General features: G+C 70.5%; 20 protein-coding genes. 9 read left to right on the top strand and 11 right to left on the bottom strand.

Annotation, left to right across the window (positions count from 1 at the left end):
• Positions 1-8: 8 nt before the first annotated feature.
• A complete protein-coding gene (locus tag ACIP5K_RS09910) occupies positions 9-1,484 on the top strand; it encodes an amino acid permease (protein ID WP_401407305.1) in 1,476 nt (491 codons plus the stop codon).
• Between the two features lie 4 nt (positions 1,485-1,488).
• Here the strand turns inward: ACIP5K_RS09910 and ACIP5K_RS09905 are convergent, their stop codons facing one another.
• Positions 1,489-2,940: an alkaline phosphatase PhoX gene (locus tag ACIP5K_RS09905; RefSeq protein WP_401407303.1), complete on the bottom strand. Its 1,452-nt coding sequence runs from the start codon at positions 2,938-2,940 to the stop codon at positions 1,489-1,491.
• A 114-nt stretch (positions 2,941-3,054) separates the two neighbouring features.
• On the opposite strand from ACIP5K_RS09905, the gene ACIP5K_RS09900 reads away from it, so the two are divergent.
• The 4 genes from ACIP5K_RS09900 (at position 3,055) to ACIP5K_RS09885 (ending at position 5,915) form a co-directional block, all read left to right on the top strand.
• Positions 3,055-3,819 carry an SDR family NAD(P)-dependent oxidoreductase gene (locus ACIP5K_RS09900; RefSeq protein ID WP_401407301.1) on the top strand — a complete coding sequence of 255 codons (765 nt, stop codon included), beginning with the start codon at positions 3,055-3,057 and terminating at the stop codon, positions 3,817-3,819.
• A 134-nt stretch (positions 3,820-3,953) separates the two neighbouring features.
• Positions 3,954-4,214: a hypothetical protein gene (locus tag ACIP5K_RS09895; RefSeq protein WP_401407299.1), complete on the top strand. Its 261-nt coding sequence runs from the start codon at positions 3,954-3,956 to the stop codon at positions 4,212-4,214.
• An 88-nt stretch (positions 4,215-4,302) separates the two neighbouring features.
• Positions 4,303-5,457, top strand: coding sequence for a hypothetical protein (locus ACIP5K_RS09890; protein WP_401407297.1), 1,155 nt, complete (start codon positions 4,303-4,305; stop codon positions 5,455-5,457).
• A gap of 11 nt (positions 5,458-5,468) precedes the next feature.
• Positions 5,469-5,915: a hypothetical protein gene (locus tag ACIP5K_RS09885; protein WP_401407295.1), complete on the top strand. Its 447-nt coding sequence runs from the start codon at positions 5,469-5,471 to the stop codon at positions 5,913-5,915.
• A gap of 78 nt (positions 5,916-5,993) precedes the next feature.
• Here the strand turns inward: ACIP5K_RS09885 and ACIP5K_RS09880 are convergent, their stop codons facing one another.
• Positions 5,994-7,433: a hypothetical protein gene (locus tag ACIP5K_RS09880; RefSeq protein ID WP_401407293.1), complete on the bottom strand. Its 1,440-nt coding sequence runs from the start codon at positions 7,431-7,433 to the stop codon at positions 5,994-5,996.
• Between the two features lie 83 nt (positions 7,434-7,516).
• On the opposite strand from ACIP5K_RS09880, the gene ACIP5K_RS09875 reads away from it, so the two are divergent.
• Positions 7,517-9,571 carry an endonuclease/exonuclease/phosphatase family protein gene (locus ACIP5K_RS09875; RefSeq protein ID WP_401407291.1) on the top strand — a complete coding sequence of 685 codons (2,055 nt, stop codon included), beginning with the start codon at positions 7,517-7,519 and terminating at the stop codon, positions 9,569-9,571.
• Positions 9,572-9,640: 69 nt separating this feature from the next.
• Here the strand turns inward: ACIP5K_RS09875 and ACIP5K_RS09870 are convergent, their stop codons facing one another.
• The 5 genes from ACIP5K_RS09870 to ACIP5K_RS09850 form a co-directional block, all read right to left on the bottom strand.
• A complete protein-coding gene (locus ACIP5K_RS09870; RefSeq protein WP_401407289.1) occupies positions 9,641-10,420 on the bottom strand; it encodes an SRPBCC domain-containing protein in 780 nt (259 codons plus the stop codon).
• Positions 10,421-10,426: 6 nt separating this feature from the next.
• The gene (locus ACIP5K_RS09865) at positions 10,427-11,059 is read right to left on the bottom strand and encodes an ArsR/SmtB family transcription factor (protein WP_401407287.1); all 633 of its coding nucleotides are present in this window, start codon (positions 11,057-11,059) and stop codon (positions 10,427-10,429) included.
• Between the two features lie 100 nt (positions 11,060-11,159).
• Positions 11,160-11,843: a hypothetical protein gene (locus ACIP5K_RS09860; protein WP_401407285.1), complete on the bottom strand. Its 684-nt coding sequence runs from the start codon at positions 11,841-11,843 to the stop codon at positions 11,160-11,162.
• Entirely contained in the window at positions 11,840-11,995 is a 156-nt protein-coding gene (locus tag ACIP5K_RS09855) for a hypothetical protein (RefSeq protein ID WP_401407283.1), read from the bottom strand. Before ACIP5K_RS09855 ends, ACIP5K_RS09860 begins: the two co-directional genes overlap by 4 nt.
• A 130-nt stretch (positions 11,996-12,125) precedes the next feature.
• Positions 12,126-12,386 (bottom strand): hypothetical protein, encoded by a 261-nt coding sequence (locus ACIP5K_RS09850; RefSeq protein ID WP_401407281.1) that lies wholly within the window; start codon positions 12,384-12,386, stop codon positions 12,126-12,128.
• A gap of 372 nt (positions 12,387-12,758) precedes the next feature.
• On the opposite strand from ACIP5K_RS09850, the gene dapA reads away from it, so the two are divergent.
• Positions 12,759-13,727, top strand: coding sequence for a 4-hydroxy-tetrahydrodipicolinate synthase (gene dapA, locus ACIP5K_RS09845; protein WP_401407279.1), 969 nt, complete (start codon positions 12,759-12,761; stop codon positions 13,725-13,727).
• Here dapA and ACIP5K_RS09840 read toward each other — a convergent pair.
• Positions 13,660-14,904 (bottom strand): WD40 repeat domain-containing protein, encoded by a 1,245-nt coding sequence (locus ACIP5K_RS09840; RefSeq protein ID WP_401407277.1) that lies wholly within the window; start codon positions 14,902-14,904, stop codon positions 13,660-13,662. The two genes, dapA and ACIP5K_RS09840, sit on opposite strands and share 68 nt — an antisense overlap.
• A complete protein-coding gene (locus tag ACIP5K_RS09835; protein ID WP_401407275.1) occupies positions 14,901-15,467 on the bottom strand; it encodes a SigE family RNA polymerase sigma factor in 567 nt (188 codons plus the stop codon). Before ACIP5K_RS09835 ends, ACIP5K_RS09840 begins: the two co-directional genes overlap by 4 nt.
• Positions 15,468-15,639: 172 nt before the next feature.
• On the opposite strand from ACIP5K_RS09835, the gene ACIP5K_RS09830 reads away from it, so the two are divergent.
• Positions 15,640-16,053 carry a DUF6578 domain-containing protein gene (locus ACIP5K_RS09830; protein WP_401407273.1) on the top strand — a complete coding sequence of 138 codons (414 nt, stop codon included), beginning with the start codon at positions 15,640-15,642 and terminating at the stop codon, positions 16,051-16,053.
• A gap of 63 nt (positions 16,054-16,116) precedes the next feature.
• On the opposite strand, the gene ACIP5K_RS09825 is transcribed toward ACIP5K_RS09830, so the two are convergent.
• Positions 16,117-16,386 carry a barstar family protein gene (locus tag ACIP5K_RS09825; protein WP_401407271.1) on the bottom strand — a complete coding sequence of 90 codons (270 nt, stop codon included), beginning with the start codon at positions 16,384-16,386 and terminating at the stop codon, positions 16,117-16,119.
• A 973-nt stretch (positions 16,387-17,359) separates the two neighbouring features.
• Between ACIP5K_RS09825 and ACIP5K_RS09820 the strand changes: the two genes are divergently transcribed.
• Positions 17,360-18,763 carry an ATP-dependent nuclease gene (locus tag ACIP5K_RS09820; protein WP_401407269.1) on the top strand — a complete coding sequence of 468 codons (1,404 nt, stop codon included), beginning with the start codon at positions 17,360-17,362 and terminating at the stop codon, positions 18,761-18,763.
• Positions 18,764-18,918: 155 nt separating this feature from the next.
• On the opposite strand, the gene dapD is transcribed toward ACIP5K_RS09820, so the two are convergent.
• The gene (dapD, locus tag ACIP5K_RS09815) at positions 18,919-19,911 is read right to left on the bottom strand and encodes a 2,3,4,5-tetrahydropyridine-2,6-dicarboxylate N-succinyltransferase (RefSeq protein ID WP_401407267.1); all 993 of its coding nucleotides are present in this window, start codon (positions 19,909-19,911) and stop codon (positions 18,919-18,921) included.
• Between the last annotated feature and the right edge of the window lie 280 nt (positions 19,912-20,191).

Below are 20,191 nucleotides of genomic sequence, written 5' to 3'. Positions count from 1 at the left end.
GTTCCGGGGTGCACCAGGACAGGAATCCAGAATCGCGTCTCGACGATCCGACCACCGGGGAGGGCGTCGCCGACGCCGGTGACCTCGGCTACAGCAAGACCCTCAAGCCGCGGCACATCAGCATGATCGCGATCGGCGGGGCGATCGGCACCGGTCTGCTCTACGGGGCGGGCGGCAATCTCGCCAAGGCGGGTCCGGCGCTCGCGATCGCCTATCTGGTGTGCGGGGTGTTCGCCTTCTTCGTGGTGCGGGCGCTGGGCGAGCTGGTGGTGCACCGGCCGTCGTCCGGCTCCTTCGTGAGTTACGCGCGCGAGTTCCTGGGCGAGCAGGGGGCGTTCGCGGCGGGCTGGATGTACGTCCTCCAGTGGTCGACCGCGGGGATGGCGGACATCACGGCGGCCGCGGTGTACGTCCACTACTGGTCGCTGTTCACCTCGGTGCCGCAGTGGGTACTGGCGGCGATCGCGCTGGGGATCGTCCTCACGGTGAACCTCATCTCGGTGAAGGCGTTCGGCGAGATGGAGTTCTGGTTCGCGATCGTCAAGGTCGCCGCACTGGTGGTCTTCCTGCTCATCGGGATCTACTTCCTCGTCTCGCGCGAGCCGGTCGACGGGCATCCGGCGGGCCTCTCCCTGATCGCCGACAACGGCGGGGTGTTCCCGCTCGGCATCTGGCCGGTCGTGCTGATCACGCAGACCGTGATCTTCGCCTACGCGGCCGTGGAGATGGTCGGTGTGACGGCGGGCGAGACCGCCGATCCGGCGACCGTCGTGCCGCGCGCGGTGAACTCCATCATGTGGCGGGTGGCGGTCTTCTACGTCGGCTCGGTCGTGATGCTGACGCTGCTGCTGCCCTGGACGTCGTACTCCTCGGGCGAGAGCCCGTTCGTGACGGTGCTGTCGAAGATCGGGGTGCCCTCGGCGGGCGGCATCATGAACCTGGTGGTGCTGACCGCCGCGCTGTCGTCGCTCAACTCCGGTCTCTACACGACGGGCCGCATCCTGCGCTCGATGTCGATGGCCGGCTCGGCGCCGTCCTTCACCGCCCGGATGAGCCGCAGCCACGTCCCCTACGGCGGGATCCTGCTGGTGGCGGTGGTGGCGCTGCTGGGGGTCGCGCTGAACGCGTGGCTGCCCGACAAGGCGTTCGAGATCGTCACGAACATCTCGTCGCTGGGGGTGATCTCCACCTGGTCGATGATCATGGTGTGTCATCTGCTGTTCGTGCGGCGCGCACGCCAGGGCCTGGTGCACCGGCCGGCGTTCCGGCTGTGGGCCTCGCCGTGGATCGAGCTGTCGACGATCGTCTTCCTGCTCGCGGTCGTGGTGATGATGTGGTTCGACACGGACGGCGCGGGCCGGGACACGGTCCTCGCCCTCGTCCCCATCGCCGCCGCGCTGCTGGCCGGCTGGTACGCGGTGCGCCGGCGGGTCCACCGGATCGCCGCGGAGGGCGAGGCGCCGCCGGTGGACCCGCTGCGCTGAACCGCTAGCGCTGACGCTTCCAGGGGCCGGTGATGGCGAGCATGATGCCGGGCGTCTGGATGTTGGCGAACAGCGTGCGCCCGTCGGGCGAGAAGGTGACGCCGGTGAACTCGCTGTACTCGGGGTCCTCGGCGGTGCCGATGTTCAGCTCGTTGCGCGCGATCGGGTACGTGCGGCCCTTGTCGGTGGCGCCGAACAGGTGCTGGACGCCCTCGCCGTCCTCGGCGATGACCAGACCGCCGTAGGGCGAGACGGTGATGTTGTCCGGGCCGTCGAAGGCGCCGTCCTTCGACGGGTCGGGGTTGACGCCGAGCAGCACCTTCAGGGTCAGGGTGCGGCGCTTGGGGTCGTAGAACCAGACCTGGCCGTCGTGCTGGACGGGGCTCTCGGTGCGGGCGAAGGAGGAGACGATGTACGCGCCGCCGTCACCCCACCACATGCCCTCCAGCTTGCGGGCGCGGGTGACCTCGCCGTCCTTGAACTGCTTGCGGGTGGAGACCGTCCTGGCGTCGCGGTCGGGGACCTCGACCCAGTCGACGCCGTACACCGTGCCGATCTTCGTGGCGCGGGAGAGGTCGTCGACGAACCGGCCGCCGGAGTCGAAGCACTTGAACGCCTGGAGGACGCCCGCGTCGTCGGCGAGGGTGCGCAGCCGGCCGCGGCCGTGCTTGAAGCCGTGCGGCGGCACCCAGCGGTACAGCAGGCCGTTGGGGCTCGATGCGTCCTCGGTGAGCAGGGCGTCGCCGCGCCGGGGGTCGATGACGACCGCTTCGTGGGCGTAGCGGCCCAGCGCCTTGACGGGGTGGGGGGCGCGGTTGGCGCGGCGGTCGGCGGGGTCGACCTCGAAGACGTAGCCGTGGTCCTTGGTGAAGCCGTTCTTGCCGGCCTTGTCCTCGGTCTCCTCGCAGGTCAGCCAGGTGTCCCAGGGGGTGGAGCCGCCCGCGCAGTTGGTGGCGGTGCCGGCGATGCCGACCCATTCGGCGACCTCGCCGCCGCGGCGGACCTCGACGACGGTGCAGCCGCCGGCGGCACCCGGGTCGTAGACGAGTCCCTCGGTCAGCGGCACCGGGTGCGGCCAGTCGGCGCGGGCGCCGGCCAGCTCGTGGTTGTTGACGAGGAGGGTGGTGCCGCGCGCGCCCTCGAAGGCGGCCGTGCCGTCGTGGTTGGACGGGGTGAACTCGCCGGACTCCAGCTTGGTCTTACCGCTGTAGGTGATGACCTCGTAGGAGAAGTGGGCGGGCAGCGCGAGCAGGCCGGCCGGGTCGGGGATCAGCGGTCCGTAGCCGACGCCGTGCTCGTGGTGGTGCCCGTGGTCGTGGTCGTCGTGGTCGTGACCGTGGTCGGTGGCCGCGAGCGCGTTCGGCGCGGTGGCGAGGGCGCCGACGGAGCCGGCCAGCGCGACTCCGGCACCGGTGGCCGCGGAGCGTCTGGCGAAGTCCCTGCGGGTGAGCGACATGTGGCTGTCTCCCGTGATGATGGTGTGGCGGGGGGCGGGCCTGTTTCGGCCACACGTTCTCGCTCGCGTATAAACGGCGGTTGAACACCGTCCTAAGCCGAGGGGCTCCCTTTCATGACTTCAGTGAATCTGCCGGAATCCGGACGGCGCGTGCTGGTGAGCGGCGCCTCGCGCGGCCTGGGGCGGGCGCTGGCGCGGGCGTTCGCGGCGGGCGGCGACCGGGTGGCGGTGCACTATGCCTCCCGGGAGGCCGAGGCGCGCGCCACCCTCGACTCGCTGACCGGCACCGGGCACGTGCTCGTCGGCGGCGACCTGTCCGACCCGGCGGGCGCCGCGTCGGTCGCCGAGCGGGCCGCGCGGGGGCTCGGCGGCATCGACGTCCTGGTCAACAACGCGGCCGTGAACCTGCCGCACCCGCCCGCGACCACGCCGTACGAGGAATGGTCGGGGCTGTGGCAGCGGCACGTCGCGGTGAATCTGCTCGGCACCGCGAACCTGAGCCACCTCGCGGCGCGGCGCATGATCGACCAGGGCACCGGGGGCCGGATCGTCAACGTCGGCTCGCGCGGCGCCTTCAAGGGCGAGCCGGACCACCCGGCGTACGGGGCGACGAAGGCCGCCGTGCACGCGCTCGGGCAGTCCCTCGCCGTCGCGCTGGCGCCGCACGGGATCGCGGTGGCCTCGGTGGCGCCGGGGTTCATCGAGACGGAGCGGGTGGCGCACCGGCTGACGGACGAGGTGCGCGCGCAGAGCCCGTTCGGCCGGGTCGCCTCGGCGGAGGAGATCGCCGGGGCGGTGCTCTGGCTGGCGTCGCCCGGGGCGCAGTGGGCCTCGGGAACCGTCCTGGACCTCAACGGGGCGTCCTACCTGCGTACCTGACCGGTCGGTCCGGCAGCCGCGGCCCACCGTCGGGGGGAAGATTTCCGGCGGTACGCCTTGACCACCTTTCCGACCGTCACTAGACAGGCCTTACCTGCATCACCGCACCACCCGCCGAGGGGGAGGCGAGCCGAGTGGACGCACGTCGGGCGCGCACCCTCCATGAGAGCCGGCTGATGAAGCTGGCCAATGTCACCGGAGTCGGGCTCGGCAGGGACGAGCACACGGGGACGGACGTGATCATCGTCTTCGTCACCCGGAAAGTGCCCCCGGACCGGCTCCCCGCGGACGACATGGTTCCTGAGGAGCTGGACGGCGTACCGGTGCGCGTGCTCGCGATCGGCGACGTCCGGGCCCGGGGGACGACGCCCGGCGAGCCGCCCGAAGGGCGCTGACCGGCTCCGGGGAACCCCGCACACCTGTGCATCCCGTCTCGAGCACCTGTCTCGAGCACCTGCACGTCAGGGGAAGAGGTGGTCTGGCGTGAGCCAGCCCGAATTGATGCGAGGACCCGCCGGCGGTCAGCTCAGCGACAGCTCCCGCCGGCAGGCGCAGAGCGACTTCCTGCGCCGCGAGCAGCCGCTGGCCAATGTGGTCGGCTACGGCCACGGCGTGAAATGGGTCGACGGACGGCCCACCGGTGAACCGGCCGTCCTCGTCTTCGTGACCCAGAAGGTCTCCGAATCCATGCTGCCCGAACGGGATGTGATCCCGCGTCAGATGGATGACGGCACCCCCACCGACATCGTGGCCGTCGGCCAGATCTCCGCCCAGCGGCGGCAGAGCCGGTCGGGCGGCGGGTCGCGCCAGCAGGAGGGCTACGGTCCGGAGGGCAGCTCCGGCCAGCAGTTCGGCGGCACGAGCCAGCCGATGCTGGAGGAGCTGGGCGGTCCCGGCACCTTCGAGCCGCAGGTCCTGGTCCGCCGGATGCGCCCGTGCCCGGCCGGCTTCTCGGTCGGCAACGTGGCCATCACCGCGGGCACCCTCGGCAGCGTCGTCTACGACTTCCTGCCGGGCGCCACCGTGGACCCGCCGGGCGCCGGGCTCGGCACCCCGAGCAAGTTCTACGTCCTGTCCAACAACCATGTGCTCGCCGACTCCAACCGGGCCCAGCTCGGCAGCGTCATCCTCCAGCCCGGCACCTTCGACGGCGGCACCAGCCCCGCGGACCGGATCGCGACGCTGTCCCGGTTCATCACCATCCAGTTCGCCCCGACGACACCGATCGACCAGCACAACAACGTGGTCGACGCGGCGCTCGGCGAGGTGCAGTTCCAGGACGCCACGCGCGAGCAGTACTTCAGCGGCGCGCCGCGGGCCTGGCGGCGCAAGGCGAACGTCGCGGTCGGGGACACCCTGAAGAAGACGGGCCGCACCACGAACATCTCGTTCGGCCGGATCATCGCCGTCGACGCGACGATCGACGTCAACTACGGCACGGCGGGCACGGCCCGCTTCAAGGACCAGATCCTCACCACGAACATGTCGGCCGGCGGCGACTCCGGCTCCCTGGTGACCTCGCTCGACAACGTCGCGGTGGGCCTGCTCTTCGCCGGTTCCTCGCAGGTCACGGTCGCCAACCACATCGAGAACGTCCGCGCGCTGCTGCGCGTCGAGCTCGCCGAGCAGTTGGCATAGGGGGTGACGTCATGACGACCCAGGCACGCAAGCAGAAGGGCCGGACGCGCGGGGAGCACCGGTTCCACAACCCGCAGGGCGCCGAGGTCAAGACCCGCGACGAGGCGTTCGCCGCGCAGGCCGACGTGTCCGCCGAGGCGGTGGCCGTCGACTGCAAGCTGGAGCTGAACAACGGCACCGTCACGTTCGGCATCACCGCGCAGGTCAATCCGAACACCCACCCCTACGTGGTGACCGGGGGCCAGATCACGTCCGGCATCTGCGGGGCGCCGTGGGACATCACGGGCGGCTTCATCGGCGATTCGATCCGGATCGACGCCAAGCGGTCCGGCCAGGGGTCGTGCGCGAACACGATCACGATCGTCGGGGAGTTCCAGAACCCGCCGGCGTACCGGGGCACGTACGGCTTCGACGGGGCGACGTCGTCGTTCAAGCACACGACGCGCTATCTCTGCTGACGCCCGGCGCCCGCCCGGTGGGCCGGACCTCCCGTCCGGCCCACCGGGCCCCACCACCCGCGACCCGTAATCCGTGGGCTACTGCGACGCGGAGCGAGCCTTGAAGGCGGCCTTGCGCGCCTCCTTGGCGACCTTCTTGTCGGGGTGGAGGCGCCCCATGGCCTCCAGCACATCCGCCGTCGCGGGGTGCTCGACCCGCCACGCGGCGGCGAAGAACCCGCTGTGCTGCGCGGCGAGCCCCTCCACCAGCGCCTGCAACTCGTCCGAGTTGCCCTCCAGGGAGAGCTGCGCCGCGATGGTGTCGACGGTGAGCCAGAAGACCAGGTCCTCCGACGGCGCCGGCACGTCACCGAACCCGTGCTCGGCGAGCCAGACCCGGGCGAGCCCCCCGAGCTCGGGGTCGTCGAGCACCTCCCGGAGCGCGGTCTCGGCCTCGGTCCCGACCAGGGACAGCGCCTGCTGGCACCGCAGCCGCCGCAGCGGCGCCCTGTCGTCGGCGCCGCGCGCCGCCGCCAGCAACTCCCGCGCCGCGCCCAGCGGTTCACGCCGTGCGAGCCACAGCTCGATCTCCGCCTGCGCGGCCGCCTGCGGGAACCCGGAGGTGCTGTCCAGGAGCACGCCTGCGCCCTCCTCCGCCAGGTCGCCGACGGCCGGCGCGTCCACCCCGGCCTCCCGCATCCGCGCCCGGATCCCGTACAGCCCGAGCGGAGTGAGCCGCACCATGCCGTACCGCGAGACGTCGGCCTCGTCGAACGGCTCGGCGGCGGCCTCGTCGGGCTCGGCCATCAGCGCCTCGTCGACCGGCTGGAACTCCACGAGCCCGATCGGGTCGAGCAGCCGGAACTGGTCGTCGAGCCGCATCATCGCGTCCGACACCTGCTCCAGGACGTCGTCGGTCGGCTCCCCCATGTCGTCGGGCACGATCATCGAGGCGGCGAGCGCGGGCAGCGGCACCGGCTCGTCGCCCGCGCCGCCCCCGGTCACGGTCAGCAGGTACAGATTGGCGAGGACGCCGTCCAGGAACTCGGACTCGGCCTCGGGGTCCCAGTCGAGCTGCGAGAAGTCGATCTCGCCGCCGTCCTCCATGGCACCGACCAGGTCCTCCAGGTCCGGTACGGAGGCGTCGGCGAGGACGCTGTCGAGCGCGCCGAGCCACAGTCCGAGGACGTCGGCGGGACCGCCGGAGGCGAGCACGCCCAGCTCCTCGCCCGCGCCGACGGTGCCCTCCTCCTCGTCGACGATCTCCACGAGCCCGGTGTCGACGGCGACCCGCCAGGCCTCGCTCGCGTACGCGGCGGCCTCGCCGTCGTCGTCACCGGAGCCGGAGAGACCCAGCTCGGCGGCGGCGGCGGGCAACTGCTCCTCGACGAGTTCGCCGCCCGCGCCGACCCGGGTGCCGGGTCCGGCCCAGCGCGCGAGCTGCACCGCGCGCGACAGCAGGGGGCTGGCGAGGGCGTCCCGCGCCAGGTCCGCTTCGGCGGGCAGCCGCACCGGCGGCAGGGGGGAGCTGTCTGACATCGGCTGGTTCTCCTCGGGCGTACAAGAGTCATGCGTTCGCGACGACTCAGCGTAGACGGATTTGACCCTTTGCCGCCCAGTTCATGTACCCGTCAGGTTTCGCTCGCCCGCAGGACACCCGGAACACCTTGACAACTCCCCTGCCCAGGAAAGAGATTGACGCGCGTAGACGTAGTAGCCGCGGAACCGGTCGGGGCCCCGCCCCGCCCGCGCCCGCCCCACCCTCGTCCCGGCGCTCGCCACCCGCACGCCCCCGGAGGCATCCCTTGTCGAGCAAGTCCGTATCGTCCGCTTCGTCCGCATCGTCCGCGTACTCCGCGCGTTCCCGGTCGCGGCTCGCCGCGCTCGCCGTCGCCACCGCGTGCTGCGCGACCTACGCGGTCGTGGTGACGGCCCCCGCGCACGCCGCCACGGCCGCCATCCACGACATCCAGGGCGGCACCCGCACGTCCCCGCTCGCCGGCCAGGCGGTCACGGACGTCGCCGGGGTCGTGACCGGTGTCCGCACGTACGGCTCGTCCAAGGGCTTCTGGTTCCAGGACCCGAACCCCGACGCCGACCCCGCCACGAGTGAGGGCGTCTTCGTCTTCACCGGCTCCACCCCGACCGTCGCGGCCGGCGACGCGGTGACCGTCTCCGGCACGGTCACCGAGTACGTGCCGGGCGGCGCGTCGTCCGGCAACCAGTCGCTCACGGAGGTGACCAAGCCGACGGTGACGGTCGTCTCGTCCGGCAACCCGGTCCCGGTGACGACGATCAGCGCGAAGTCGGTGCCGGACGCGTACACCCCGGCGGGCGACGGCGCCGCGGGCGGCTCGATCGACGGGCTGCCGCTCCAGCCGCGGAAGTACGCCCTGGACTACTACGAGTCCCTGGAGGGCCAGAACGTCCGGATCGGCTCGTCGCGGGTGGTGACCGCGTCCGACCCGTACACGGAGCTGTGGGTCACGGTGAAGCCGCACGAGAACGCGACGAAGCGCGGCGGCACCCGCTACGGCTCGTACACCTCGCAGAACACCGGCCGGCTCCAGGTGCAGTCGCTCGGCGCGACCGCCGACTTCCCGGTCGCCGACGTGGGTGATGTCCTCACCGGCACCACCGAGGGCCCGCTCGACTACAACTCGTTCGGCGGATACACGCTGGTCGCACGGGAGTTGGGCAGCCTGAAGAAGTCGGGCCCGACCCGCGAGACGACCCGGGCGCAGAAGTCCGGCGAGCTGGCCGTGGCCACGTACAACGTCGAGAACCTCGACCCGGGCGACGCCACCTTCGAGGAGCACGCGGCCGCCATCGTCGACAACCTGCGCTCGCCCGACATCGTGTCCCTGGAGGAGATCCAGGACGACAACGGCGCGAAGAACGACGGCACGGTCGCCGCCGACCAGACGGTGGGCAAGCTGATCGACGCGATCGTCGCGGCGGGCGGCCCGCGCTACGACTGGCGCTCCATCGACCCGGTGAACAACGCGGACGGCGGCGAGCCGGGCGGCAACATCCGCCAGGTCTTCCTGTTCAACCCGGAGCGGGTGTCGTTCACCGACCGCGCGGGCGGCGACGCGACGACGGCGGTCGGCGTGGCCCGGGCCGGCCGGAACAAGGCGGCGCTCACCGCGTCCCCCGGCCGGATCGACCCGGCGAACACCGCGTGGACGAACAGCCGCAAGCCGCTCGCCGGCGAGTTCACCTTCCGCGGCAGGACCGTCTTCGTGATCGCCAACCACTTCGCGTCGAAGGGCGGCGACCAGGGCCTGACCTCGCGGTTCCAGCCGCCGGCGCGCAGCTCCGAGACGCAGCGCCACGCGCAGGCGACGGCCGTGAACGCGTTCGTGAAGGACATCCTCGCGGTCCAGCGGGACGCCGACGTGATCACGCTCGGCGACATCAACGACTTCGAGTTCTCCGGCACGGCGAAGCTCCTGGAGGACGGCGGCGCGCTCTGGTCCGCGATCAAGTCGCTGCCGAGGAACGAGCGGTACACGTACGACTACCAGGGCAACAGCCAGGTCCTGGACCAGATACTGGTCAGCCCGTCCATCCGCTGGAAGGGCGCGTTCGCGTACGACAGCGTGCACATCAACAGCGAGTTCCACGACCAGATCAGCGACCACGACCCGCAGGTGCTGCGCCTGCGCCCGTGACCCGGGACCGCCGCACGGCGTGTGCCGTGCGGCGGCGTGGTGGCAGGGTGCCGCGGGTGTGCGGACGGCTCAGCCGAAGAGGGCGGTGAGCCAGGCACTCCAGTCGTTGGCGTTGCGGTCGGCGTCGGCGTCCGGCGCGAAGTCGTGGACGGTGACCCCGACCGGGGCGTGCCAGCGGCCCCGGCCGAAGACGCGGTACAGCGCCGTGTCGGTGCGCAGGCCGATGAACCAGTCGTTGCGGTAGTCGAGGACGGTGTCCAGGGTCGAGCCGTCCGGGCCCTGGACCCGGATCCGCGCGCCCGCGGTGGCGTCGTCGGGCAGGTTCAGCGCCCGGCCCACGGCGGCCAGGGCCGACTCGTTCGCCGACGCCGCGGGCGCGTCGAGAGAGCTGAAGGCGGCCGCCCGGCCCGGGAAGTACGTGACGTACTGGCGCAGGGTGTGCAGGTAGAAGTCGGTGTGCTTGTCGGCGCCGTCGTAGTAGTCGTCCCAGTTGTCGACGAAGATGCCGCTGTGCACGTAGCGCACCCAGGAGCGGGCGCCGCCGTCGCGGGCCTCGATCGTGTAGTCGAGCTGGTTGCTCGTCTGGAACGGGGGCAGCGCGTCCGGGTCGTCGGAGCGGACGGTGAGCCGGTGCGGCGGCTCCCACGCGGTCAGTACGGAGTTGAAGGGGCCTGCGCCGCCCTCCTTGGGCTCGAACTCCATCGGCCACTGCCAGCCGTCGGTGTGCCGGGTGACGGCGTCCCAGACCTGCTCGGGCGAGGCGTCCACCTCGAACTCGCGCGGGATCTCGAACTCCCGCGGGATCTCGAACCCGCCTGCGGTCTCCGCGTTCCGCTTGTCGTCAGTCATGGCCTGTCACTCCGTCGATTCCTGGTCGCTGGCGCTGATGGGCGGTCGGGGTTCCTCGTCACGGACCTTCGGGTGCAGGGCGATCACGAGGCGGTGGTCGCGCCCGTCGGCGGCGTCCGGCGCGTGGTACTTGCGGACCAGCCCCTCGACCCCCTGGGTCAGCTCCGCCACGAACGCGGCCCGGTCGGCGGCGGACGCGAACCGCACCTCGCCGTCGAGCGCGAACGTCGCCAGTCGCTTGCGGGCCTTCGCGGCGCCGGTGAGCAGGGCGCCCATGTCCCGCAGGAGACGGGCGGCGAGCGCGATCAGCCAGTGCGCCGAGAGCCGGTCGCGCTCCCGGTCCGGGTCCGGCTGCACCGCGCCGAGCGCCCCGGGCGAGATCACGTACGAGGCCGCGCTCGCCCGCATCAGCCGCTCGGTCACATTGCCCTTGCGCCGCTCGCCGGCCAGCTCGACCAGGCCGTGCCGCTCCAGCGTCTTCAGGTGATAGTTCACCTTCTGCCGCGGCAGGCCGACCTTGGGCGCCAGCATCGCCGCGGACGCGGGACCCGCGGCGAGCTCGGCGAGCAGCCGGGCGCGGACGGGGTCGAGCGAGACCGCGGCGGCGGCCGGATCCTCGATGACGGTGACGTCGAACATGACTCCACCGTCCCACCGAAAACATTTTTTGTCTAGGTGGGTAATGTGTTCGGAGGGTGCCGGGGCCCTTCTGGTGCGGGGCCTCGGCACTCGGGGTCCCTCAGGTACGGGGCGTCGGCCCACCACCTCCTCCCCCGGTCTCGCCGAGCCGGCCGAGCTGCCCCTGGAACCAGTCGAGCCGGGCCTGGAGGAGGGCCGCCTCGGCGACCAGCTCCGGCATGCCGGGGAGGTCGGCGGCGGCCTGCGCGCCGGGCGCGGCCGTCACCTTCAGCCCTTGGCCCGCGCGCTCGGCGAACGTCCGCAGGGTCCAGCGCGCCCGGCCGCCGACACAGCTCCCGCACGCGGCTTCCAGGGCCCGCTGGCCGTCCCGCCCCCACCCGGCGTCGGCGAGCACCGAGGCCGCGGCGCCGCACGGGCACGGCCCCACGGTCATGGCGCGCACCCGCTGCCGGGAGTAGCGGAAGCCCCGCTCGAACCGGATGTAGGCGCCGAGGACGGTCACCTCCAGGAGGACCGCCTTGCGGTGCTCGGCGAGCACCAACAGCCCCTCGGCGGTGCTGCGTTCGTGCACACAGTGGAACCCGCAGTCGCACCGCCGGTGGGGGACGCGGTGCCGTCTCCCGTACACGCACCGCGCGTGGTCGAGCACTCCGTAGGGCGCGGCCGCGCCGAGCGAGACGCCCAGGAAACCGGCGCGCCCACCGTCCGCGCGGAGCACGGGGTGGGCGATCTTGAATCCGGTGGGCGGCTCCTTCGGGCTCTCCTCGGGGAGCCGGAGTCTCACCGGACGGCCGGGACCCCGATGGGCTCCGCCGCGGCGGCCCTGCCCTTCGACTCCGGCTTCTCCACGACTGCTTCACGCTCCGCGGCGACCTCGTCGGCCTCCCGCGGCGCTTCCTCGGCGATCCCGGTGGCGAGTGCCTTGCCCAGCCTCATGCTGCCTCCCCTGAACGGCCTGTGAACCGACCACACCTTGAACTGTGCCTGCGAACTACGCCGTTGAACTACTTACGCCTTCATGGTGGCGCATACGGGGCGATTTGGCAGCAGGGCCCTGACCTGCCGTTCAGGGGCGACGGTCCCGCGCGCGCACGCCCCCGGTGTCCCGGCCGTCCGGGATGCCCGCGTCGGCGGCCCACAGGGCGAACTCGTCGGCGACGATCGCCTCGGCCACGACGACCGCCCGCTCACCGGCGAGCCGCAGCCCGGCCTGCGAGTACGGCGGCGGCGCCGGATGCCGGCGGCGCCACCAGGCGGCACCGGCCGCGTAGATCCCGCTCGCGCACATCAGCGCGGGCATGGCCAGGGCAAGGACCACGTCTCGCACCAGAACCCCTTCACGAACACGGATGAGTCGACAGAGCCGCACCGGACGACTGGCCGCACCGAACGAGTGACCGGACCGACCGGACCGACCGACCGGACCCGACGACCGACCGGGCCTGACGACCGACCGGACACGACGGCCGCACAGCCGAGCGGCCACACGAGCGCATGACCGCACGCCCGCACGCCCGCGCCGGACGAACACCCGCGCCGGACGAACGGCACGACTCCCCTAACGGCCTCCGACTGAGGGAAGAACCGGCCGGGTCAACCGGAAACGCCCGGTCACCCTCCTCCCGCTTAAGCAGCCCTCCACGACACCTCGTAGAAGATTTAAGTGGAGCTTCACCTTCGGGCGACCGAGACTTCGGGCATGGAGATCCGCGAGCCACGAAGCCCCCGCAGCCCGTTCGGCCGCGCCCTGTGCGCCATGGTCACCCCCTTCTCCGACGACGGCGTCCTGGACCTGACCGCCGCGCAGCGGCTGGCCGCCCGGCTGGTGACCGGGGGCTGCGAAGGGCTCGTGCTGTCCGGCACCACCGGGGAGTCCCCGACCACGACGGACGCCGAGAAGGCGGACCTGGTGCGGGCGGTGCGCGAGGCGGTCGACGGCCGCGCCACGGTCCTCGCGGGCATCGGCACCGCCGACACCCGGCACACCCGCACGCTGGCCCGCCAGGCCCAACGGGCGGGTGCGGACGGCCTGTTGGCGGTCACGCCGTACTACAGCAGGCCGCCGCAGGCCGCCGTCGAGGCCCACTTCCGCGAGCTGGCCGACGCGGTCGACGTCCCGGTGATGCTGTACGACATCCCGGGCCGCACCGGCACCCGTATCGAGCCGGAGACCATGATCCGGCTCGCCGCGCATCCGCGGATCGTCGCCGTCAAGGACTGCGCGTACGACCTGCTCGGTACGCAGAAGGTCATGGCCGCCACCGACCTGGCGTACTACACGGGCTGCGACGAGTACGCGCTCGCGCTGTACGCGCTGGGCGGCGCCGGATACGTCTCGACGGTCGCCAACGCCGTGCCCGGCGCGTTCCGCGCGATCGTCGACGCGTACGACGCGGGGGACACCGCGGAGGCCGCCCGCCGGCAGCGGCTGACGGTGCCGCTGACGGAGGCGACGATGGACGCGGGGCTGCCCGGAACCGTCACCGTGAAGGCCCTCCTGGCCGCACTGGGCCTGCCGGGCGGAGGCACGGTCCGGGCACCCCTGCTGCCCGCCGGCCCCGAGGTGGCCGACGGGCTGCTCCGGGCCCATGACGCGCTGGTCAGCGCGTCTGGAACTGGGGGGCCCAGCGCCCCGGATACTCGGCCGACGCCTTGCGGAAGCCGCTGAGCGGCACGACCTTGTGCGAGCCCAGGGTGATCAGCAGCAGCTGATTGCGGAACTCCCCCTTGCCCGCGCACTTCCCGGGCTCGCAGCCCCAGGCGACGATCCGCTTGTTGTCGGCCCAGGCGACCACCTGCTGGGCGGGCAGCTTCTCCGCGAGCTTGCCGGTCCGCGCGTCGTTCACGGCGACGGCGATCTTGTCGCCCCTGCCCGCGAAGTCCCCGCCGACGTGCCTGCCGTCGGGCGACAGACCCGCCTGGACGTACGGCAGCACGTGCTCGGCTCCGGCGGGTACGGGCACCTTGCGGCCGTCGAAGTCGTAGTAAGTGGCCCCGATGTCGGACATCATGCTCGTGTCGACCACGTAGTTGCCGACCGGGCTGAACGCGAAGTCCTCCCGCGCGTTGTGGTCGAACGCGTCCCCCTCCTGCGGCTTGGCGACCCACTTGCCCTTGCCGCTGGCCACGTCGATGACGGAGAACCCGGTACGCGACGGATGACCGGGGCCCGGCCTGGTCGTGCCGTTCCCCTTTCCGTCGGCGGTGCCGGACATGACCTCGACGTCCTTGTAGAGATGGTCCGGGTCGTTCTTGTACGTCGTCGCGACCAGCTTGCTGCCGTCGGCGGAGTACTCGACCCCGGCGACCCCCTGTGTCACCGGGATCCAGCGCTCGACCTTGTTCGAGGCGAGGTCGAGCAGCCCGATCCGCCGGGCCGGCAGCTTCTGTTCGAGCACGGCGGCGGTGCGCAGGCCCGGGGCGACGGTCAGCACGGACCACTTGGTCGTCCTGTGGTAGGTCCGCGTCGTCGGGTCGAGCACGCCGTAGGTACGGGTCCGCCGCCCGTCGCCGTTCTCGTAGTACACGCTCTTGTACGAGGCGAACGCGGCGAGCGCCGTCCGCCCGGCCGCGATGGCGTCCTTCGGCGGCGACTGGTCCGGGTGCGCGACGACATCGGCCGGACCGATCACGTCCATGGGCCTGACGTCCTCACCGCCGCCGATCCGCGGCACCGCCACGATCGTGGCGACCACCGCGGTGACGGCCACCGTCGCGGACACGACGGCGCGGGTGCGCCGCCTGCGCCGGGTCACGAACACCCGGTCGGCGAGGTCGGCGCGTGCGGGCCCGACGTCGGCCGCCTGGTCGCGCAGAGCCTCCTTGAGCAGTTCGTCGACGTTCACGGGCGCACCTCCACGGGCGCGTAGTCACGGGACACCGGCTGCTCGGCGTCGGCCGGGCCGAACCCGGCCAGGTCGGGCACGAGGTCGCGCAGCCGGGCCAGGGAGCGGTGGGTGGTGGAGCGCACGGTGCCCACCGACACCCCGAGGAGACGGGCCACGTCCGCCTCGGGCAGGTCCTCGAAATAGCGCAGGACGAGCACGGTGCGCTGCCGTGCGGTGAGCCGCCCGAGGGCCTCGCGCACGACGACCCGCAACTCGGCGGAGGACGTGCCCCCCTCGCCGCCCGCGCTGTCCGGCACCTCCCCGTAACTCACTTCGCGCTTCGGCCATTTCAGCCGCCAGCGGCCGATCTGCTGCCGGTAGAGGACCTGACGCACGTACGCCTCGGGGTCCTCGACGCGGTTCCACTTCCCCGCGACCTTGATCAGCGCGTTCTGCAACAGGTCCTCACCGGCGTGCCGGTCCCCGCCGCTGAGCAGCACGGCCGTCTTCAGCAGCGCGGACGACCGGTTCGCCACGAACTCCCGGAAACTCTCCGCGCCCTCGTCATGCACGGCATCCATCGTCACCATCACTTCCCCCACCACCGGTGTGGTGCTCCTGACCCTGGTGACGCCTGCGACGGCCCCCCGCTATGCCACCCCCGCCCATTTTCTTCGCCCGCCTCCGGGGTCCGCGCGCGGGGCACGGGCAAAACACCTGGTGGGCGGGCGGCGGACTGCGACAATGGCGGCCATGACGTGGACGATCTGGGTCGATGACTGGCAGATGCAGTGCTGCGGGGAGCCCTTCGCGCCGGGAGATGTCGTCGCCTGGCACCTCCTCGAGGTCGACCCCGAGGACTACGCCGACGTCCTGGGCGGCGATCGCGCCGCGGCGATCGACTTCCGCGAGGAGCACCACGGCCACGAGACCGGCCCCACGCCGACCCGGCTGCGGGTGCTGACCGTCACGGAGGTGCACTGCCGGTACGAGGTCCCCGGGGGCAGCACGTCGAACGTGCGGCATGCGGTACCGGGGACGACCGAACTGGTACCGGTCCGAGCGGCGGACGGCTGGGCACCGGCCCGCCCCGGGGTGGACTTCACCGGCTACCTCGTGGTGACCGAACACCCCCCGGCCGAACGCCCTCCGCAAACCCGACCCTGAAGCCTCGCACTCGCCACAGGTTGTGGGACCGGGCGGCCTGGTACGGCGACTGCCGATGACCCCTTACGCGTATTCAGCGACGAACTGCGGGCGGTACAGGGCTCGATAGTCGTCGAGCGCCCGACGCAGCAGGTCGCTCCCCTCGGGAACGCGGTCCGCGAGCAGCTCCCAGCCGAGGAAGCGCACCTGATCGGGAATGCCGACCAGCCCGGTGATCGCGTCCCAGAAGGCGGCCCAGTTCATCCCGTAGAACTCCGGAAACCCCAGCTCCCGCATCAGAAGCAGATGAAGAGCCCGCTCGTCGCCCACCCCGCTGACGTCGATAGTGATCACGCCACATACTCGCACGGCCCCGGCGGAGCGGACGGTACCCGTCCTTCCCATCGGCACGGCCGACCTGCTTGAGGTGGAGCCATCGATTACCGAGCAGAGGCAGAAGAGACAGCCAGACGAGCCCCTCGACCATTCCCTGACGTGGGGCATGAATGGCACCGCACCAGAGCCCCGGCCCCTGGGACCCTGCCCAGATCCGGCACGCCGGCCACAGTGACGGGCCCGGTCAGCGGATGGAACCCGGTCTCGCGCAACCGATGTCGTGCAACCACGCTGTGGCTACGAGGAGATTGCGCTCACCCTCCGGTACAGCCACACAGCCTGAGTGTGAAGTCAGCGGTCACCGAGCGGGGCAAGAGGGACTCGGCCAGGTCGGCCGCCCCCTGAGGCGTGTCCAGTGCAAGAGGCATGAATCGCACCGTATCCGAGCCGCGGAGCGCTGGACAGTCCGGCAGTGCCGACAAGGCCCCTGGCGCGGTGGAACTTTCCCTACTTCATCAAGGCCCGCGCACAGCGCGGGCGCGGGCCGCCTCAGCGGCCCGGCCTGCCTCATGTCTCCGCCCCGGCTGGCCGGGCCCGGCGGCCCGCTGCGTGCATGCGGGCGAGGTCAGGAAACACCCTCTATGGCTGGGGCGGTCGGCTCCACGGCTTTAGGCAGCCACTTTGGGGCGAGCCTCTAAGATCATGGCCCAACGTCGTGCTTTAACGGGCAGCCTCACAGACTGCCCGACTCGCCATCAGCTTAACGGGCCATGATCACTCGCCCCAAAGCAGCTCCAGCCCAAAGCCGCTCCGCCGACCTCGTATAGCGCGGAACCCACAATTCTAGTGACTTCGGAGCATCCGACCTGAGAGAGTAAATAGGAAGGCCCACCTGCCAACCTAAGGGACCAGAGGGAATAAGTTGTCGATTTCTCCGTCATCCTCCCAGCGGCTCTGGGATTCCATGAGGAATTTCCGACCCCAAAGCTGGGTGAGCTCGATCGAATTTGAGGAACGAGCACCATTCGCTGGGCAGCGAGCCTCCCTTGAGCCCTTCACGATTATCACGGGAATGCACGGCGCAGGGAAGTCAACGCTTCTTAACTCTTTAACCAACAGCCTGCGAGGAACAATCACCTATTCGGATCAGCCGCCGTTCTTCGGCAAGCCGAAATTCGGTCTTCCGCGGCCCGCCCTCGACGGCCTTATTCGAATCAACATCAAGACCCAGGACGGAGAATCATTATCGCTCCAGGCGACGGTGAAGGATGGCCGGAATGTTGACGTCAACATTCCCTCGCCCCTGGTGCCGAACTACCAAAATACCTACATCACCTCTAGCGACATCTTCATTTTCTTCCAAGATTTCATGGGCGCATCTATGGAGGAATATCTGACGGGAGAGCCGGAGGTTCAGAATCGGAAAGATTTGGACGCCTTACGTTCCATCCTGGGCGTAGATTATGACGAGGTAACGTATTATCCGCTCGAAGTCGGATCTTACGGCCCAACCTTTCCATACGTTAAAGCCAGGAAGGGTAGCACTTGGATCGATTCTTTCGCGATGAGTTACGGCGAACTGACAGTCCACAAATTTCGCTGGGAGATCAAGCATGCCGAGCCTGACGAGGTTTTTCTTCTGGACGAACCGGAAGCCCATGTAGCACCAAGGGGCCGTGCTGCACTGGTGGACGAGTTGGCCAGAATGGCCCGCACTTCCAACGTGCAGGTTGTTATCGCAACTCATTCCGCGGAGTTCATCAACAGAGTCCCTCTTCACCTCGTGCGCATGTGCGTGAACCTAGGCGATTCGCGGACAGTCATGACTCCGTCGAGTGCGGCAGATCTCCGAAATACTCTTGGAGTTGAACCGCCTCTGCGTTCCTTCATTGTGGTCGAAGACGAAGTCGCGGAGGCCGTCCTTACCTTGCTCCTCACTCGGCAAAGATTCTCTAGGCTCAGCGAAATGGAGATCATTAAGGCGGGATCTTGGAGTGATGTTATAACTACGTGCACTACGCTCGCGTCTTCGCGCCGAACCCGGACTGTTGGCGTCTTGGATGGAGACCAGAGAAAACAGCTTCTGAAGAATAGGGAGTGCAGCCTACTATGCCTTCCAGGGAATCAGGCACCGGAACGTGTATTTATTGAGTACGCGTCTCGCAACATCGAAAAAATGGCGCTTCGACTCGGCTGCTCGATGGAATCCATGGCCGTCTGCATTAGCGAAATGAGAGGCGCAGACCATCATAGTTGGCTGGACACCTTGTCTAGGCGAACAGGGCACGACTGGCAATATTGCTTGCGTGTCGCTTTCGAAGCATGGTACGAGGAACCAGTTAATGCAGCTACGGCCGCGGAGCTTGCAAGCAGGATCGAGGAGTTTCTTCTTTAAGTGCAACGCTCGCACCAATACGCAAGCGCCCTCCCGGGCCGTCCTGGGGCCGTGGAAGGGCGCTCATTGGTGACCAGCGTTGACAACTGGCGACAGTGAAGCCGCAGTTCAGAGCGGTGGTCCAGTAGGCGGCCGCAGGTCACGGCCGTCGATGGTCAGTTGTGGCTGTGCAGGACCTCGTTGAGGCCGCCCCACACGGCGTTGTTGGGCCGTGCCTCCACCGTGCCCGTCACCGAGTTGCGGCGGAAGAGGATGTTCGAGGCGCCGGAGAGGTCGCGGGCCTTGACGATCTCGCCGTCGGGCATCGTGACCCGGGTGCCGGCGGTGACGTAGAGCCCGGCCTCCACGACGCACTCGTCGCCGAGCGCGATGCCCACGCCCGCCTCGGCGCCGACCAGGCAGCGCTCGCCGATGACGATGCGGACGTTGCCGCCGCCGGAGAGGGTGCCCATGGTGGAGGCGCCGCCGCCGATGTCGGAGCCGTCGCCGACGACGACGCCCGCGGAGATGCGGCCCTCGACCATCGACGTGCCGAGCGTGCCGGCGTTGAAGTTCACGAAGCCCTCGTGCATGACGGTGGTGCCCTCGGCGAGGTGCGCGCCGAGGCGGACCCGGTCGGCGTCGGCGATGCGCACGCCCTTGGGGGCGACGTAGTCCGTCATCCGCGGGAACTTGTCGATCGAGGTGACCTGGAGGTGCAGGCCCTCGGCGCGGGCGTTCAGGCGGACCGTCTCGACGTCGTCGACGGCGACCGGGCCGAGCGAGGTCCAGGCGACGTTGGCGAGGAAGCCGAACTGGCCGTCCAGGTTCAGGCCGTGCGGCTTGACCAGGCGGTGGCTGAGCAGGTGCAGGCGCAGGTACACGTCGTGCGCGTCGAGCGGCTTGTCGTCGAGGGAGCCGATGACCGTGCGGACGGCCACGACCTCGACACCGCGGCGGGCGTCCGGCCCGATCGCCTTGGCGGCACCCGCGCCGAGCAGCTCGACGGCCTTCTCGGCGGAGAGCTTCTCGGTCCCGGCCGGGCCGGGCTCGTCCGTCAGGGACGGCGCGGGGAACCAGGTGTCGAGAACGGTGCCGTCGGCGGTGACGGTGGCGAGGCCGGCGGCGACGGCGCCGGTGGAGCGGGGGGCAAGGGTCGTGTCGGTCATGGGGCCCAACTTAATCGGCGGGCCCCTGTTCGAGCGAACCCGTGAGCGCGGCGTCTCAGGTGACGGGCGCCGCCCCCTGCCGGCGTCGGCCCCGCCCTCGACCCATCCCCCTCCCCGTCCCCCTCCCCATCGGCACGGGCCCCGTACTGATCGGAGGTGAGACCCGGCTGGCCGGCCCGATTCCTCCGGACGCCGGTCGATTATGATCGCGCTCCGATCCGCTCGTGAAGGGGTGCACGGGGCCTTGAAGAGATCAGGGTGTCTGACCATCTCGGTGAGT

The organism is Streptomyces sp. NPDC088785 (assembly GCF_044750685.1).
Classification (GTDB): Bacteria; Actinomycetota; Actinomycetes; order Streptomycetales; family Streptomycetaceae; genus Streptomyces.
The sequence above is the reverse complement of the archived record's forward strand: the minus strand, read 5'-3'. Positions and strand labels throughout refer to the sequence as shown.

What these genes read in the sequence shown, in the direction of transcription:
- dapD (WP_401407267.1), bottom strand. Translation starts at nt 19,911, where the DNA reads ATGACCGACACGACCCTTGCCCCCCGCTCCACCGGCGCCGTCGCCGCC.
- ACIP5K_RS09870 (WP_401407289.1), bottom strand. Translation starts at nt 10,420, where the DNA reads ATGACTGACGACAAGCGGAACGCGGAGACCGCAGGCGGGTTCGAGATC.
- ACIP5K_RS09865 (WP_401407287.1), bottom strand. Translation starts at nt 11,059, where the DNA reads ATGTTCGACGTCACCGTCATCGAGGATCCGGCCGCCGCCGCGGTCTCG.
- ACIP5K_RS09885 (WP_401407295.1), top strand. Translation starts at nt 5,469, where the DNA reads ATGACGACCCAGGCACGCAAGCAGAAGGGCCGGACGCGCGGGGAGCAC.
- ACIP5K_RS09905 (WP_401407303.1), bottom strand. Translation starts at nt 2,940, where the DNA reads ATGTCGCTCACCCGCAGGGACTTCGCCAGACGCTCCGCGGCCACCGGT.
- ACIP5K_RS09830 (WP_401407273.1), top strand. Translation starts at nt 15,640, where the DNA reads ATGACGTGGACGATCTGGGTCGATGACTGGCAGATGCAGTGCTGCGGG.
- ACIP5K_RS09900 (WP_401407301.1), top strand. Translation starts at nt 3,055, where the DNA reads ATGACTTCAGTGAATCTGCCGGAATCCGGACGGCGCGTGCTGGTGAGC.
- ACIP5K_RS09880 (WP_401407293.1), bottom strand. Translation starts at nt 7,433, where the DNA reads ATGTCAGACAGCTCCCCCCTGCCGCCGGTGCGGCTGCCCGCCGAAGCG.
- ACIP5K_RS09875 (WP_401407291.1), top strand. Translation starts at nt 7,517, where the DNA reads ATGTACCCGTCAGGTTTCGCTCGCCCGCAGGACACCCGGAACACCTTG.
- dapA (WP_401407279.1), top strand. Translation starts at nt 12,759, where the DNA reads ATGGAGATCCGCGAGCCACGAAGCCCCCGCAGCCCGTTCGGCCGCGCC.
- ACIP5K_RS09835 (WP_401407275.1), bottom strand. Translation starts at nt 15,467, where the DNA reads ATGGATGCCGTGCATGACGAGGGCGCGGAGAGTTTCCGGGAGTTCGTG.
- ACIP5K_RS09855 (WP_401407283.1), bottom strand. Translation starts at nt 11,995, where the DNA reads ATGAGGCTGGGCAAGGCACTCGCCACCGGGATCGCCGAGGAAGCGCCG.